Raw genomic sequence first — 16,929 nt, forward strand, 5'->3', positions numbered from 1 at the left:
CTCCTGTTTACGTATTTCCGTTTTCCGCTTTTTCCAATTTCAATAATTCCGACGCTGCGATTTTATCGTCGGGGGCGATTTCGAGCGCCGCCGCAAAATACTGTTTCGCTTTTTCGCCATCGTTTTCTTTCAGCGCGACGAATCCCAAATTCGATATGATTTTCGTGTTTTCGGGATCGAGCGAGAGAGCGCGCGAAAGATAGCGTTTTGCTCCCGCAAGATCGTTTTGTTCCATGCGGCAGATCGCAAGCTCGTTGTACGTATCGCAGTTCGTCTCTCCTCCGGGGCACGCAAGCGATTCCAAAAACGCCTGTTCCGCGTTTTCATAACGTCCGAGTCTGCGAAGTCCCCAGCCGAGCATAAACCACGCGTTCCACACTTTTTGATTCGTTTTGATAAATCGTTTGATCTCTTCGAGCCCCTTTTCTTCCTGTCCCGATGAAATCAAATCGTAGGCGGCTTTAAAATGCGCGTCGTCCATATTTTGATTGCGGATATTGTCGACGATCTCCTGTGCGCGCTCTTTTTTATATATACCGTTTTCGCCGAGAGAAGCATCCGGCACGTCACAGGTGAGCGCGATGTAGGTTTCAAAGCAGTCTTTCGCTTCTCGGTATGCGTACTGTTTGAGGTAAAAAAATCCCGCGTTGAAAAACGCATCGGGAATCGCGGGTTCGGCATCCATCGCGGCTTTGTAATAGCCGAGTGCATCGTTGTCGTACGCATCGGCATCTTCGTTCAATCCCGAACGGCGATATGAATTTGCGCGTTCGTCGAAAAAGAGCGCCGTATTGAGCACGGTCGTCATATCGTCGGGATCGAGTCCGCGCAGCGCGGAAAACATTTCTTCTGCGATATCGTAGTCTTCGTTTTTCGCTTTTAAGATCGCCCCTTCGGAAAGCTCCCTTTTGATGTTCGGCCGCGCTTTTTGCAGCAGCGAGCGATAATAGTCCGTGTGTTCGTTGTGTTTGTCGTAAGCGAGCACGGTGAGGATACCTGCGAGGATCTGCTCCTGCGTCAATTCTTCGGCATTGAAGGTGCCGGGCGCGTCTCTGTCTTTTTTTTGCACCGGCAGCGGAATCTCCGGATCGATTCTCATTGCATTTCGGGACAACGAAAAGCCTTCGGGAAGTTTGATGTAATAGATCGTGTCGAGCGGATTTGACGGATTCATATTATGTTCCTGCTATCGTATGGGGAATATTTTGTATAGACGTGCCGCGGGAAGCTGCCGCATTGAGACGCGCTTTCATAACGGCGGCCGCCTGTTCGACCGTCTGCGTCGGCGCATTTTGCATTTGAGAAGAGGCATCGAGGAGATTCTTTTTCGTCATCGTAAGGTAATCGTTGATGTGCAGTTTGTACGCGGTGGGTACGGCTTTTTCATCGAACTTGATGCTCGCGGTAACGATGTCCTGACGGCCTTCGGCAAAATCGGCACCGACGATCGAGCCGCGTATGTCCAGCGTTTCCGCCGGATCGTCGAAAACGATGCGCAGCACGGTTTCTTTTCCGCTTACGAATTTCGGCACTCCGAGCAAAACGACCTTTGCGCCTGAAAACGACAGATCGCGCAAAATGCACTTACGCGGCACATTTTGCACGTAGATGATCGTATCTTCTTTTTCGATACCGAGCCGGTACCGGGCTTCGCTTGTCATGACGATGCGCTCTTCTCTGCGCTTTATAAAATTGATATTCGCTTCGATGAGCGTACCGATCTTTACGATAAAATCGTCGGGCGGTCGCTGCGTATACGTGAGCGTTACGACGGCGAGGTCTTTCGAATCCGTGTACTGAGCCGTGTTCGTCACTTTTCCCGCGATAAAAAAACTCATCGTTTCCGTACCTTTGTCGATAAAAAAACAAAAACGCAGGCTGACCGGAGGAGCGTTTTTTTGTGTGATCGCCGTGAACGCGCCTCCCGTCTTTCCGAGAATTATCTTTGCCGCTAAAAGCGACGTTGAATTGATAATGCACGGCCATTGATTGCCGCCGCATTTGATGTATATTTCACGGGGAGCGACGCGGAGCGTGTGCAGAATTTCACGCGAAAAAATCACTTCTTTATCGCAGTAGGAATCGTAATAATTCGTTATCTGCTGGTTGGTAGCGATCGCCATATTTTAAATGATAATCGATTGGTATGCGTTCGTCAACGATACGGGCTGTCGTGCAATACGGGATATCGCTGCCGGAAAAGCGCCTCCGGTCGGCAAACAAAAACGCCCGCCGCGGAGGGCAGGCACGTGTGCCGTGCGTTCCGGCTGCAAAATGCGGGGAACGCACGGAATCGGCGCGGGATACAGCAAACTTCTCGTATCAATATGCCGATTTCGATTCGTGACGCGGGTGCGTTTTTTTCATCAGCTTGCGCTGAAGCGCTTTGTTTTTGCGATTTAAAATCGTAGAGGGCTTTTCATAAAATTCGCGTTTTTTGTATTCGCGAATGATGCCTTCTTTTTCTACCATTCTTTTAAAACGTTTGATCGCTTTTTCAAGGTTTTCGGAATCATCGACTGCAATAGTCGCCATCTCATTCGCCCCCTTCTGACCGGTATACCGAGTAAGGTCTGTACTATAGCATACAATGCCCTTATTTTGCAAGACCGGTATCGATATTTTTTAAATTCTGTTTTGCTATTCCGTAAAGCGCTGCGGCGGCGTGACGATCCAAATCGCTTCCGCGTTTTCTTTCGTTTTATTTTCGAGCATGTGCGACGAGCCTGCGGGAAACGAAGCGCTGTCTCCCGCTTTCAGTTCGTATGTTTCTTCTTCGTATTTGAGCGTGATGACGCCTTTGACGACGACGCCCAGTTCCCAGCCGATATGACCGTACGAACCGCGGTGCGTGCGGGAATGCGGCTTCATTTTTATTGCGTACGCTTCAAACCGATTTTCTTTTTCCGATCTGTCCGATACTGCAAGTTCTTCGTATATGACGTCGTCTTCCGAAATCGTCCGCCGTTCGTCGCTGCGCGTGATTTTGACCGGACGCTTGCGCCGATATTCTTCGAATAAAAATTCGAGATTGATGTCGAGCGCGTCCGCGAGCGCAAGCAGCGTATCGATCGCGGGAGAAACTTTATTGCGCTCGATCTGCGACACGAGGCTTTCGCTCACTCCCGCTTTTTCGGCGACGACTTTGAGCGTCATGCCTTTGTGTTCGCGCACCATACGCAGCTTTTCGCCGAAATGATAAGGCACTCGTTTGCTCTCTTTTTTACCGGCTGAATTGTTTTGTGTCATCGCTTCCTCTCCTCGTGCGGTTTTCGCCGCCTCTCATTCGTAATCCGCCGAGCTGCAGAGAGCACTATTCGATTTATACGTTTTGCTCGGTGACAAATTGGATAAAGTAATCTTCGAGCGTTTTGTGCGGCCCCTGCAGCTTCATCCGCGCCCGTTCGCGCGCATCGTCCCTGCGGATCGTATACAATGAATAAAAATCGCGGTAATCGAGCCCCGCATCCGTTTTAATATGCGTACCGAGATAATCCGCCACTTCGTCGCGCCCGATAGCCGCAATGCCTTTTGTGCGCAAAATCGTGCGCAGCTGCGAAATCTGCTCGTACGAAATGCCGAACAGAAATTCTTCCATCGCTTGAGAGACGCCGGGATCGCTTAATTTATTTTTAATAAAACCGAGCCACTGGCCGTCCATCTGCATCGAAATGAGCAGGAGTTCGCTCGTGCCCATCATTGTGCCGAAAGCGGGAGCGAGTTTTCTGCGTGCCGTCCACACTTCGTTCAGGATGGGCGCGATAACTTGGATTCGGTCATCCGTGCGGTATTCCCACAGCATGAGCAGCGAATAGCCCCATTGACGGCGGATTTCGCGCGACAACGTTTTGTCTGCGATCAAATTCAAATATACGTCTTCGGCTAACAGCGAAAACATCATCGTAACCGCTTCGGTCATGAGCTCTTCTGAAAGAGACGCGGGCGCTTTGATCCGCGTGCTCTGTTTTGAAAGCGAAGAAAATGTGTGCATTTTTGCAACGAGAAAGCCTTTGCCGAGGCTCGCTTTCGACGGCAAAAGCAGCGTACGATCTCCGGCTTCCCGATTGTCGATGAGCATTTCCACGAGCGTTTTCGGCGTACGCATGCCGCCCGGCAAATCGTGCTGTTCCAGCAGCGACGGAAACAGTGCGATTGCGCGCGCGAGGTGTTCGAGGTCTTTCATCCGGTCTTTGATTATCAATACGCGCTCGGCATCCGCTTCGCTCATGTATACGAGCAGATCGTCGATGAGTTTTTTTTGCTTTTCCGTGAGGATGACGATGCCTTTGTCATCCTTGCTGCGCGCGATGTTGTCGGTATCGTAGATGTGTTTGATATCGACGGGAGAAGTAGTCATTTCCGTATCGATCGTCCTTTATTAATAATACTATGAATTTTAACAAACGAAACGTCGTTCGTCAATGTTTCGTTTAAGCTTCGAATGGGGAAAATACCGATCCGCCCTGAGGTATGGCGGCCGGTATTTTTTATTCCGCCGACTGCGTTCCTTCTTTTGCTTCAGCCGAAGATTCGGCAGCCTGTGATCCTTGCGCATCGACGGTCTGCGATTTTTGTACATCCGTACCCTGCGTTTCCCGTACGGCTGCCGCTTCGTTTGCCGTATTCGCGCTTTTCCCTTTTGTTCCGGCATCCGTCTGCACTTCGCTCGATTTTGTTTTCGGCAATTTGTTTTTCGGAATCCGCTGCATGCCGATTTCGGCCAATTTATTGTACGCGCCCGGCAGCACATCCGGCGTCGTCGATGCGTACATATCGAGGATTTCTTTAAATGACGCGTACGCCGCCGTGTATTTTTTCTGCTTCAGATAAAGATGACCGAGTTCATAACGCGCTTCCACATAGACCGACGAATCGATGCCGTAACGCGCGATCACCGTCTTGTAGTAGATTTCCGCGTTTTTGTACTGCGCGCTTCCGTACGCGTTTTGCCCCAGCTGGATGAGCTGCGTCGAAGTCAAATCTTCAGGGATATCTTTTACCGTGCGGCAGGCGACAAATAAAAGCGCACCGCACACCGCCGAAGTCACCATAACAGCCGTAATTTTCTTCATAACGCCTCCAGTGTACAATGAGAAGTATAAAAAAAGCAAGAGCTCGGCAATTCCGAGCAGTGCGCAGGAATTGCCGAGCGTCTCCAATAAAAGAAAAACGGCTTTGCCGTTTTTCAACTCCCGACTTCTTATACGATTGCGAGCAGTGCGGGACTTGCAACGAGCGCGAAGCGCGAAGTTCCCCGCGCAGCAATCGCTGAGCGTCTCCTATGAGAGAAAAACGGCAAAGCCGTTTTTCAACTCTCGACTTCCTATAAGATTCCGAGCAGTGGCCGTTCGCGGTTTTCCAAAAACTTCAGTTTTTGGAAAGTTTCCTTGATTTACTATGCGATGTTTAAAATTAAGTCATTGCGATATAAAGACTTAATTTTAAACTCGACAGGCTGTCGAAAAAGTAACCGACTTTTGAGACAGCCCGCTCACTACCGTATTTTTGCTTCGCAAAAATACGCAGCCGTTTTGCCAAGATGCGACACGGCCTCCATGCCGTGCATTGAACGAAGCGAAGCTTTCTGTACAGCAATCGCTGAGCGTCTCCTATCACAAAGCGCGCATAAATGCCGCGCTTTGTGTCCTCATAAGGAAGTGCAGTCGGCTTTTATGACTCTTCCGACCCGATACTGTATAAAAGCCGTTCGGGACTTTGCGGAATAAAGGTTAGCGATTTAATTGAATATTTTTAAGATTCATATTCGATCAAATAATAAAAAAAAGATTGACAGCGTAAAAAAGTGGACGTATACTATAAGCATTGAACCGGTTCAATGCCGGTAAGAAAAAGGCAAAAGATGGCGAAAATAACCATAAAGGATGTCGCAGCGGCGGCAGGTGTGTCGGTAGAAACGGCTTCGATGGCAATAAATGACTCCCCGCGCATTTCAACGCAAACGAAACAATCGGTACTCAAAACCGTAGCGAAACTTAATTATCACCGCAATCCCTATGCCCGCTCGTTCAGCCTTTCGTCTTCAAATACAATCGGTTTTTTGGTTCCCGATCTGCTGAATTCTTTTTTCGGAGAAATGGCGGGACATTTACAAAATGAAATAGAACAGCGCGGAAAGGCATTGATGTTCGGTTTAACAAACGAATCGAGCAGGCAGGAAGCGAAATTGATTAGGCAATTCATCGATCGGGGGATTGACGGGCTCATCATCGTACCGGTTATAGAGGCCTGTCCCGATTTGAATCATATACATGAATTGGTTAAAAATAAATTTCCTTTTGTATTCATTTCGAGTTACTATAAAGGAATCCCTGCAAATTGCGTAATGACGGATCTTTGTAAAGGATCGTATGATTTGACGTTGCAGCTATTGGATTCGGGACATCGCTCTATCATACTTATTTCGGGAAATCCGAATGTCGTTCCTTTTGCGGAACGGATCAAGGGATTTGTTCAAGCATATAAGGATCGAAACATACCGTTTTCAAACGATCAAATCATCACCACTTTGTCTATGAGTTTTCAAGGCGGGTATGACGCCATTCGTACCGTATATTTTTCTCGAAAGATCGATGCCATTCTCGCTATCAACGATGTAATGGCGATGGGGATCATCAGCAGTTTGCATGCGTGCGGAGTACGGGTACCGCAAGACGTATCGGTTGCGGGATACGATGATATCTCCATTTCGGGTTTGCAGGAAACGCCGTTATCGACGGTACATCAGCCTTTGGACAAAATGAGTAAGATTACCGTTGAAACATTGTTTAGACTTATAAACGGGGAACAAACAGTTATGAAACCGGTATATCTTAAGCCGCAAGTTGTACTTCGAAAGTCTATTGCGGAAATGTAAGATAATTTTAGTCGTATAATTGAACCGATTCAATTATACGATTGTCAAATAAAAACTTATTGGGAGAAGAAAATGAAGAGTGCGGCGGAGTATAAAAAAGATTTATCCGAGTTTTTGCGGGATAAGCTCATCCCGTTTTGGCTCGAACGATCTGTAGATACGCAGTACGGCGGTTATCTGACCAGTTTCGATGAAAACGGAGAATTGTTCGGAGACCTTGAGAAAAATATCGTAACGCAAAGCCGTATGGTATGGGGGTTTTCACATCTTATTCCTTTTGCCCGTGAAGAAGATAAAGCGAGTATGAAAGAAGCGGCTGCGCAAGGCGTACGATTTTTAATCGAACGTTTTTGGGATCCGGAATTCGGCGGCTTTTATTGGTTGTTGCACCGTGACGCCACGATAAAAGATCCTGCAAAACTGACGTACGGGCAGGGTTTTGCCATCTATGCATTGGCAGAGTATTATATGATGAGCAAAGACCGAAAAGCGCTCGATTATGCTGTAAAGGGCTTTAACTGCCTGCAAAAATATGCGGTAGATACCTTCCGCGGCGGTTATTATGAAAATATTGAACGGGATTGGAAGCTTTCTCCTGTCGGTAATTATGCCGGAGATCGAAAATCTCTTGATATTCACATGCACTTGCTTGAAACGTATACGATACTGTATGCGGCTTCAAAAGAATACATTCATGGGCGAAAATTGCGGGAAGTGTACGACTTGATTGTCCGCTATATGGTCAATACGGAAAAAGGATACGGATACAATCAATTCGATTTCGAATTTAATAAATTGCCGGCGATCAATATACAGCGCACGTGGAATGCGGAACGGGAAACGGGCGAAAAGCTTGAAGCACCGACGGATACGACCAGTTACGGACATAACGTGGAGTTGAGCTGGCTTTCTGATTTTGCACTGCGGACGCTTCATGAACGAACTCCTGACGACAATGAACTTATTCGAAAGCTTCTCGACCATACGCTCAATCACGGGTACGACAATGAATTCGGCGGCGTGTATCGAGACGGCATCGCAGATAAAAAAGTATTGATATTCGATAAAGAGTGGTGGCAAAACTTTGAATCGATGACGGGATTTCTTAACGGCTACGTTTTATTCGGAGATGAAAAATACTTCAGAGCATTTGCGGAAACATGGGAATTTATCGATAACTATTTTTTGAATAAGAAATTCGGAGAAAGCAGACAATTGTTGAGCCGTTCCGGTGCTCCGTTGATTTCAAATCTCGGAAATTCATGGAAAGGTATCTATCATACCGGGCGTGCGCTTGCAGAATGCATTACGCGTTTGGATTATTGTATGCAAAGATGAGGTAACAATGAGCGACTATATCGTAAAAATGGAAAACATCTGTAAAACTTTTCCCGGTGTAAAAGCTTTGGATAATGTATCGCTGTATTTAAAAAAAGGCAGGGTTATGGCGCTGCTCGGTGAAAACGGAGCGGGAAAATCAACACTCATGAAAGTCCTGGGCGGTATTCATAAGTATGACAGCGGCACTATAACGTTGTTCGGAGAACAGATTAAAGATCTGACTCCGAATTCGGCTAAGGAAAAAGGAATTGCAATCATTCATCAGGAGCTTAATTTATGTCATCATCTGACGGTAGCGGAAAATATTTTTTTAGGAAGAGAAACATTTAAAAGAAAATTTATTATCGATAATGCCGCCATGAACAAAGCGGCGAAGACTATTTTGACAAAGCTCGGCTGCGATATCGATGTAAATACGTTGGTCGGTGAATTGCCGATATCAAAACAGCAAATGGTTGAAATTGCCAAAGCGCTGTCGCTCAACGCAAAAGTACTCATCATGGACGAACCGACGAGCGCGTTGACCGACAGAGAGATAAAAGAACTGTTTGCTATCATCAATCAACTTAAAAAAGAAGGATGTGCGATTGCATATATTTCGCATCGACTCGAAGAATTAAAATATATTACCGATGACATAACGATAATGCGCGACGGTAAACTTATAACGGCCGGCCCGTTTGCCGATTTCGATATAGAAACGATCATTACGAATATGGTCGGACGGACAATAAAGGAAAAATATCCCAGGATTAATGCTCCCGTCGGAAACACGATTTTACGCGTAGAAAATTTATGCTCCAATACTATGCTGCATGAAGTCTCATTCGATGTAAAAGAAGGAGAGATCGTCGGTATTGCGGGGCTCATGGGTGCCGGTAGAACCGAAATGGCTCGAACGCTGTTCGGAATGGATCCTCCTACGGGAGGAAAAATATACCTTGACGGACAAGAGATAAATATACGAAAACCGATGGATGCGATCAAGCGCGGTATTGTTCTTGTGCCGGAAGACAGGAAGAAGTACGGGCTTTGTACAAAACTGCCGGTGCGCGAAAATATCGCTTTACCGAATTTGGATCTGCTGAGCAATAGGATTGAAAAAGTTAATAAGAAAAAAGAAAGCGCGATGGTAGCCGATTGTATCAATAATCTGCATATAAAAGTGGCAACTCCCGAAGTTGCGGCAAAAACGCTTTCAGGGGGAAATCAACAAAAAGTTGTTGTCGCAAAATGGATGGGAAGGCCTTTCCGCGTTGTTGTATTTGACGAACCGACGCGCGGTATCGATGTTGCGGCAAAAGTCGAAATCTATAATTTGATGAACGAATTGAAGAAAAACGGTATCGGTATCGTATTTATTTCTTCTGAAATGCCTGAAATCATCGGTTTTGCAGATCGTATATTGGTTATGTGTGAAGGAAGAATAACGGGAGAACTGTCCGGTACGAATATAACGCAAGAAAAAATTCTGACTTTGGCAACGAATTTTAAAAATAAACTCGCTGTATGAGGAGAGCGATATGAATTTTACTGTAAAGAATAAATTAAACATGTCTCGAGGAACAGGACAGGTATTGACCGTTACTGCGGGTCTGGTTTTTTTGTGTATAGTGTTCGGTATTATAAATCCCAATTTCTTTTCCGGCCGAAATATCAGCAACCTGTTGCGACAAATAGCCCCTATCTTGATTATCGGTATCGGACAATCATACGTTTTAATTACCGGCAATATAGATCTTTCGATAGGCTCTGTTGTGGGAATGTCCACTATGATAAGCGCGACGCTTATGACGAAGGGGATGAATCCATGGATAGCGGTTTTAATAACGCTTGTATGTTGTATGACTATAGGCATCATAAACGGATACCTCGTCGAAAAATTTAAAATACCGCCTTTTATTGCGACGCTCGGGACGATGACTGTAGCGCGCGGTATAGCGCAAATAGTTAACAATAACTATAACACAAACAGCATCGGCGAAGGTGCGCAAAATTTCCGAGATTTTTTCTATTACGGAAAAATATAGGGTTTATTCAATACGATTTGGATTGCCGTCGTCATATGGATTTGTTTTAATTTTATTTTGAGTAAAACGAAAACAGGCCGCTATATCTATGCGGTAGGGAGCAATCCCGAAGCGGCGAAACTGAGCGGCGTTAATTTGTTAAGTACGGTTACGAAAGCTTTTTTAGTATCCGCCTTTTGCGCGTGTATCGTCGGATTGGTTCAATGTGCTTCAGCCGGTATGGGGGCGATGGATGCGGGATCCATGTATGAAATGTATGCCGTAGCCGCTTCCGTGATAGGCGGCGTTTCAACGCTCGGCGGGCAGGGAATATTGATGGGAACCGTTATCGGAGCTTCCATCTGGGCTGTTTTGCAAAACGGATTGCAATTTGCAGGAGCTCCGGTTGCGATTCGAAATATCGTGATCGGCTGTATTGTTGTTATCTCCGTTTTACTTGATATTGTAGTGCGCAATCGTTCCGGCGCAAAAAGGACGAAAAAATAAACGAACTGTTTGTGTCATACGGACAGTAAAAAAAGCGGAAACGCAAAAGGAGTATCTTATGAAAAAACTCGTAGTAGTCGCTGTTACTTTATTGGTAACCTGTGCAACAATGTTTGCTAACGGTTCCCAAGATTCGGGAAAGAAAAAAATCTTCCTGATAACGATGGACCAGATGGATCAGCACTGGGTGCAAGTCAACAAGGGTGCTCAGGACGCTGCAAAGGAAGCGGGTACCGTTCAATACAAATGGCTTGCCCCCGATACTAAGGACGACGCAAAGCAAATCGAATGCATTAATAATGCTCTTTCCGAAGGTGCTAATTGTATTCTTCTTGCTGCGAACGGTCCCGATGCGGTTACGTCTGCGTTAAAGGAAGCGACGGCTGCCGGCGTTAAGATAGTGTATGTGGACTCTGCCGCCGATTTTCCCGGGGAACAGTTGCTTGCGACCGATAATCGTGCGGGAGGATTGCAAGTGGGACAAATGCTCATCAAAGAATTGAAATCAAAAAACATTACAAAGGGCAAGATCGGTATTATCGGTGTAAACGCGGCTACGGAATCTTGCAATCAACGGGAATTCGGATTCCGCGATGCATTTAAAGGCTCAAACTTTACCTTGCTCGAAACGCAATATTGCCAGGGTGACGCTTCCGTTGCAAAGGATATGGCGGCAAACTTTATTACTGAAGGCTGCGTCGCCGTGTACGGTGCAAACGAAGGATCAACCGTCGGTGTCGGAAATGCCGTAAAAGAAGCGAAGGATAAAAACGTTATAGGCTGCGGTTCGGATGCGTCGGATATGAATAAGTCGTTAGTAAAGAGCGGAGCTCTTTTGTGCATTATGGCGCAAAACCCGTATAAGATGGGATACGAGGGGGTAAAAAGCGCTGTTAAAGTATTAGCAGGAGAAAAAGTAAGCCCGGCATACTTTGATACGGGAGTTTCCATCATTACAAAATCCGACTTGTAAAAATAACGAGCCGGAACAGTTGAGAAATCCTGCCCGCAAGTGTGTATACCGAATACAACCTGTTCCGGCTTTTCTTTTCCGCTATATGTGACTCGGCGGGCAGTATCATTTTTTTTTCTTACACTGCTCAAGCTATCCTGTGTTATTTCTTTTTCCGTATTGACTAAATGCCGGCACGCGGGTACGATTTTATATCGTTTAAATTCGGTGATACGCGAAACGGATGGAATTGAACCGATGAGAAACGGTTTTCTACGATAATTATTAAAGAAAAGCGGAGCGCCGCACATCGACTGCGCCGTGTTTCCGCAGGGGGCGATTATGAAACGATTGATCGGCGTGTTTGCAGTGCTGTGCGTTTTGGCCGGCTGCAAGGGAACGAATAAGTCGAAGACGATTAAAATCGGCATCGTACAGCTTGTCGAACATCCGGCGCTCGATGACGCATATAAAGGATTCGTTGACGCTCTTTCCGAAGCGGGTTATACCGACGGAACGAATATTTCAATCGATTACGAAAACGCGCAGGGCGAACAGGCGAACTGCGTTACGATCGCACAAAAGCTCGTAAACGACCGAAGCGATTTGATCCTCGCGATTGCAACGCCCGCGGCGCAGGCCGTCGCGAATCTCACAAAAGACATTCCGATTCTCGTCACCGCCGTCACCGACCCCGAAAGCGCAAAGCTTGTCAAATCGAACGATGCGCCGGGTACAAATGTTTCGGGTACGTCCGACTTGACGCCGTGCGCCGCGCAGATCGATTTATTAAAGCGTCTCGTGCCGAACGCGAAAACCGTCGGCATGCTGTATTGTTCGAGCGAACAGAACAGCGTCTTTCAAATCGGTCTTGCAAAAGCGCAGTGCGATAAACTCGGACTTGCATATATCGACGTGACGGTATCGAGCACGAACGAAGTGCAGCAGGTGACGCAGAGTCTTGTCGGTAAAGTGGACGCGATCTACGTGCCGACGGACAATATGGTTTCATCGAGTATCGTGACGGTTGCGCAGGTTGCGAACGAAAACAGGATCCCGACGATCGTCGGGGAAGAAGGCATGGTAGAGCGGGGTGCGCTTGCGACGTACGGCATCGATTATTATGCGCTCGGAAAACAGACGGCTTCTATGGCACTCGATATTATTAAAAACGGGAAAAAGCCTGAGGATATGCCGATTCAATATCTCGAACACTGTACGCTCGGTATCAACCGCGATACGGCTGCGAAGATCGGCATGACTATTCCCGACGATTTGAAATAACGGGTGTGTTTGAGAAATTCGCTTTTCGGATACGATCGATAATCGGCAGGGCAGCCGCCGGCGGAGTTTAAGCAAAGATGGGATTGTTGTTTGCAGTGCACGGCGCTCTCGCCGTGGGTATTTTATGGAGCGTGATGACGCTCGGCGTATACATTACGTTTCGAATCCTCGACATAGCCGATCTCACCGTCGACGGAAGTTTTGCGACGGGAGGAGCGGTTTCCGGTGTGCTCATCGCGCACGGCGTGCATCCGCTCCTTTCGCTTTTGGCGGCTTTTGCGGCGGGTATGCTTGCAGGCCTTGCGACCGGCCTTTTGCACACGAAAATAAAAATACACGTGCTGCTCGCAAGCATCCTCACGATGATTGCACTGTATTCCGTCAATATCCGCATTATGGGAAAGGCGAACACGCCGCTGCTCGGCGTCAATACGGTGTTGACTTTTTTTACCGATAAGTGCGGTTTTACCGCGGCGAACGCTTCGCTTGCCGTCGGTGCCGTTTTTGTCGCGTGTATCGTCGTTCTCATGTATTGGTTTTTCGGAACGGAAATCGGCAGCGCTATGCGCGCGACGGGAAACAACGAGCGGATGGTGAGAGCGCTCGGCGTCAACACGGACACGATGAAAATGCTCGGTCTCATGCTTGCAAACGGTTTCGTTGCGCTGTCGGGCGGGCTCGTCGCGCAGAGTCAGGGATACGCGGACGTCGGTATGGGAACGGGCGTCATCGTTATAGGACTCGCGTCGATCATCATCGGGGAAGTCGTATTCGGAAAGCGCTTTGCGTTTTGGTATACGCTGCTTTCGGTCGTCTTCGGTTCGGTCATTTATCGAATTGTCATCGCGATCGTGCTGCAGCTCGGATTGAAATCGACCGATTTGAAATTGTTTACGGCGATCATCGTCGCATCTTCCCTTTCCGTTCCCGTCGTCAAAGGAAGCGTCGCGCACCGCCGCCGTTCGGCCATTCCCGGTACGAATGCTTCGGATGCGGAAGTCCCGCGCGATACGGACGTAACCGACACGGCAGGGAAATAAGCGATGTTAAAATTATTCAACGTATCGAAAACATTCAATCCCGGAACGATCACCGAAAAGATCGCACTCAAAAATATCAACCTCGAAATCGACGACGGGGATTTTATCACGGTTATCGGCGGGAACGGTGCGGGGAAATCGACGCTGCTCAACCTTATCGCGGGCATTCACTTTACCGACACGGGTTCTCTTTTTCTCGACGGCATGGATTTGACCGGTATGCCCGAATACGCGCGCGCGAAATACTTGGGCCGTGTGTTTCAGGATCCGATGATGGGGACGGCGGCGAATATGCAGATCGAAGAAAACCTCGCGCTTGCGATGAGGAGAGGCAAACGGAGAACGCTTTCGTGGGGCGTGCAGCCTGCCGAACGCGCTCTCTATCGCGAAAAGCTCGCGCTCCTCGGCTTGGGACTTGAAAAGCGCATGACGAGCAAAGTCGGTCTTCTTTCAGGAGGTCAGCGTCAAGCGCTCACGCTGCTCATGGCGACGCTGCAAAAGCCGAAACTGCTTTTGCTCGACGAACACACGGCCGCCCTCGATCCGAAAACCGCAAAAAAAGTGCTCGATTTGACGGAAACCTTTGTCGCCGACGAAAGACTGACGACCTTTATGGTGACTCACAATATGAAAGACGCGATACGTTGCGGCAACCGCCTCATCATGATGAGCGAAGGGCGTATCATTTACGACGTGCGGGGCGACGAAAAGAAAAACCTGCGCGTCGAAGATTTGTTAAAACGTTTCGATGCCGCAGGCGGAGAAGCGAACGATCGCCTTTTGCTTTCGTAAAGGGGCGGGCGAAACGGTGGGCAGGGGACGCCGGTAAAAAATACTCCGATAAATCAATTGAAAATTATATAATTATGTATTATAATTGGTAAATTAATGAGCTGTAAATAAAGCTGTACGATTGAGAGGTTTTGCATGAGCGATACAAATTCCATCAAATTGATCGAAAAATTTCCGTTTTCTATGAAAGCGCTGTTTATGGGGGCGTATATTTTGCCGACGCTTGCGTTCGGTCCTTTTCTCGTCTTTATCCATGCGCTTTCTATGGCGGATCTTCTGCGCATAGTCTTTACACCTATCTGTTTGGTAGGCTTAGTCGTCTTCAACGCCGTTATACCGATCTGTGTCTATGTGTATTATGAAAGTACCATTTGCAAATACGACGGTTCGCAAGCGTCGGTGCAGATCACCAACCTGCGCGCAAAACATTTTGAAAATCTCTCCATAATCGGCGCGAATATCAACGGTTTTGCTTTGTTTACGTTTATGCTTATAGCATGCCGTTTGCACGGTATCGAGTATCAAGTGCTTGTATTTCTGTTGGCGGCGCAAGGCAGTGTATGGCTGTTCGCACTGATTTCGTATATTCCGTTCCTTGAATATTTTGAAAAACATATTCACAATCTTCCGATGAAAAGCGAATATATAACGCTTTCGGTGTTCATAAGAAATGCGGATATCACCGGTTTCAGTTTTTTAGGCGTCCTCTTCTATGTACTCGCGCCGATGTTTTGTACGGCGAACGCAACGATGGACGCGCTTCCGTTGTTTTTAACGCGCGTTTTGCCCGTGCTTATCATAGGAAGCGCCGCCGCTATTTTCGATTCGTATCTTTTTATAAGCAATATGCAAAAGCGTATTGTAGCGATAACGAAATTTTCGGCGTATCTTTCCAAAAACGATTATACGCAAAAAAGTCTCGTCGTAACGAGCCGTGACGATTTCGGCGTCCTTATGACGGATTTAAATCAATTTTACAATATCATGCGCCGCCTGCTTCGCGCCATTATAAGTGCGGTTGCGGTTTCTACCGACTCGGCGGGAAATCTTGCCGACGGTGTGAGCGAAACGTCTTCGAGTATTACGCAGATCGTTGCGAATATCGAATCGGTCAAAAGCAGAATCGTCAATCAGGCGGCGGGCGTCGAAGAAGCGCAGGCGACCGTCAAGAGCATGGTCGAATACATTAACGATCTCGACAAAAACATCGATCGCGAAAAAGTAAGCATCGATTCGTCTTCGACGGCGGTTGAAGAGATGGTCGCAAATATCCGTTCGGTGACGAATACGCTGAAAGCGAGCGGAGCCGCCGCCCAAAAGCTCAGTAACGCATCGGATAACGGGCGGGCTGCAATAGAACAGGCGGTCGATCGAGCGCACGACATTCTCGAACGTTCCGAAGGTTTGCTTGAAGCGAGCAACATCATTCAGAGCATAGCCGATCAGACGAACCTGCTCGCGATGAATGCCGCGATCGAAGCGGCACACGCGGGAGAAGCGGGCAAAGGCTTTTCGGTCGTTTCCGATGAAATCAGAAAGCTTGCCGAACAGTCGAACGAGCAAGGTAAGACGATCAGCGAACAGCTGCAGGAACTGCAGGGGTCGATTCAGCAAGTGTCGAACGGTACGATGCAGGTAAAAAATCAATTCGATACGATCTTTTCGCTTGCCGACGACGTTACGGAACAAAACCGTACCGTTATGTCCGCGATGCAGGAACAGTCTGCCGGCAGTTCTCAAGTGCTTGAAGCGATGAGCGAAATCAAATCGACGATCGAGCTTGTTGCAAAGGGTTCTGCAGAGCTGACGAACGGCGGCAGACAGATCGCCGAAGAGATGACCTCCCTTGCCGGCTTAACGGAAGAGATCAACGGCGCGATGAGCGAGATGTCAAACGGAGCGCAGTCGATCATCCACTCCGTACAGAGCGTCGATACCGCAACGGCGGCGAACCGAGAAAACATACAAAAGCTTTCCGACGAAATCAATACCTTTACGGTCAATCGCTAATCGAGATCAAGGCTGTCTCGAAAGTCGGTTACTTTTTCGACAGCCCGATGCGATTCTACAAACTCGCTAAAGCGAATCGAAATTCTGCCGCTTAAGCGTATGGCGGCGGGGTTATCCTTT

14 protein-coding genes and 1 pseudogene are annotated in these 16,929 nt (G+C 47.7%); 9 read left to right on the forward strand and 6 right to left on the reverse strand.

The features are described from left to right. Positions 1–7: 7 nt before the first annotated feature. From IZU26_RS07340 to IZU26_RS07365, 6 genes are all read right to left on the reverse strand, one after another. Positions 8–1,174 (reverse strand): tetratricopeptide repeat protein, encoded by a 1,167-nt coding sequence (locus tag IZU26_RS07340; protein WP_433277927.1) that lies wholly within the window; start codon positions 1,172–1,174, stop codon positions 8–10. 1 nt (position 1,175) lies between these two features. After that, positions 1,176–2,123: a PilZ domain-containing protein gene (locus IZU26_RS07345; protein ID WP_021329542.1), complete on the reverse strand. Its 948-nt coding sequence runs from the start codon at positions 2,121–2,123 to the stop codon at positions 1,176–1,178. A 199-nt stretch (positions 2,124–2,322) separates the two neighbouring features. Beyond that, positions 2,323–2,535, reverse strand: a complete 213-nt coding sequence (rpsU, locus tag IZU26_RS07350) for a 30S ribosomal protein S21 (protein WP_016520808.1) — start codon at positions 2,533–2,535, stop codon at positions 2,323–2,325. A 105-nt stretch (positions 2,536–2,640) separates the two neighbouring features. Beyond that, positions 2,641–3,249 carry a helix-turn-helix domain-containing protein gene (locus tag IZU26_RS07355; protein WP_021329538.1) on the reverse strand — a complete coding sequence of 203 codons (609 nt, stop codon included), beginning with the start codon at positions 3,247–3,249 and terminating at the stop codon, positions 2,641–2,643. Positions 3,250–3,322: 73 nt separating this feature from the next. Beyond that, on the reverse strand, positions 3,323–4,357 hold the full coding sequence (locus IZU26_RS07360; protein ID WP_310822323.1) for a hypothetical protein: 1,035 nt from the start codon (positions 4,355–4,357) through the stop codon (positions 3,323–3,325). A gap of 130 nt (positions 4,358–4,487) precedes the next feature. Further along, a complete protein-coding gene (locus IZU26_RS07365) occupies positions 4,488–5,072 on the reverse strand; it encodes a hypothetical protein (protein ID WP_433277930.1) in 585 nt (194 codons plus the stop codon). 788 nt (positions 5,073–5,860) lie between these two features. Here IZU26_RS07365 and IZU26_RS07370 point away from each other — a divergent pair. From IZU26_RS07370 to IZU26_RS07410, 9 genes and pseudogenes are all read left to right on the forward strand, one after another. Then, positions 5,861–6,874, forward strand: coding sequence for a LacI family DNA-binding transcriptional regulator (locus tag IZU26_RS07370; protein WP_433277932.1), 1,014 nt, complete (start codon positions 5,861–5,863; stop codon positions 6,872–6,874). 72 nt (positions 6,875–6,946) lie between these two features. After that, complete coding sequence (locus IZU26_RS07375) at positions 6,947–8,212, forward strand: AGE family epimerase/isomerase (protein ID WP_310822320.1); 1,266 nt, start codon at positions 6,947–6,949, stop codon at positions 8,210–8,212. Positions 8,213–8,219: 7 nt separating this feature from the next. Continuing rightward, positions 8,220–9,728, forward strand: coding sequence for a sugar ABC transporter ATP-binding protein (locus IZU26_RS07380; protein ID WP_310822319.1), 1,509 nt, complete (start codon positions 8,220–8,222; stop codon positions 9,726–9,728). 10 nt (positions 9,729–9,738) lie between these two features. Next, positions 9,739–10,731: pseudogene (locus tag IZU26_RS07385) on the forward strand (ABC transporter permease). Positions 10,732–10,789: 58 nt separating this feature from the next. Next, on the forward strand, positions 10,790–11,704 hold the full coding sequence (locus IZU26_RS07390) for an ABC transporter substrate-binding protein (RefSeq protein WP_433277935.1): 915 nt from the start codon (positions 10,790–10,792) through the stop codon (positions 11,702–11,704). A 321-nt stretch (positions 11,705–12,025) separates the two neighbouring features. After that, on the forward strand, positions 12,026–12,967 hold the full coding sequence (locus IZU26_RS07395) for an ABC transporter substrate-binding protein (RefSeq protein ID WP_433277937.1): 942 nt from the start codon (positions 12,026–12,028) through the stop codon (positions 12,965–12,967). Positions 12,968–13,044: 77 nt separating this feature from the next. After that, positions 13,045–14,007 carry an ABC transporter permease gene (locus IZU26_RS07400; RefSeq protein ID WP_310822316.1) on the forward strand — a complete coding sequence of 321 codons (963 nt, stop codon included), beginning with the start codon at positions 13,045–13,047 and terminating at the stop codon, positions 14,005–14,007. Between the two features lie 3 nt (positions 14,008–14,010). Beyond that, positions 14,011–14,799: an ABC transporter ATP-binding protein gene (locus IZU26_RS07405; RefSeq protein ID WP_187385199.1), complete on the forward strand. Its 789-nt coding sequence runs from the start codon at positions 14,011–14,013 to the stop codon at positions 14,797–14,799. A 135-nt stretch (positions 14,800–14,934) separates the two neighbouring features. Continuing rightward, positions 14,935–16,809: a methyl-accepting chemotaxis protein gene (locus IZU26_RS07410; protein ID WP_433277940.1), complete on the forward strand. Its 1,875-nt coding sequence runs from the start codon at positions 14,935–14,937 to the stop codon at positions 16,807–16,809. The last annotated feature ends 120 nt before the right edge of the window (positions 16,810–16,929 follow it).

This window comes from Treponema sp. SP13, assembly GCF_050938355.1.
GTDB classification, from domain to species: Bacteria; Spirochaetota; Spirochaetia; order Treponematales; family Treponemataceae; genus Treponema_D; species Treponema_D socranskii.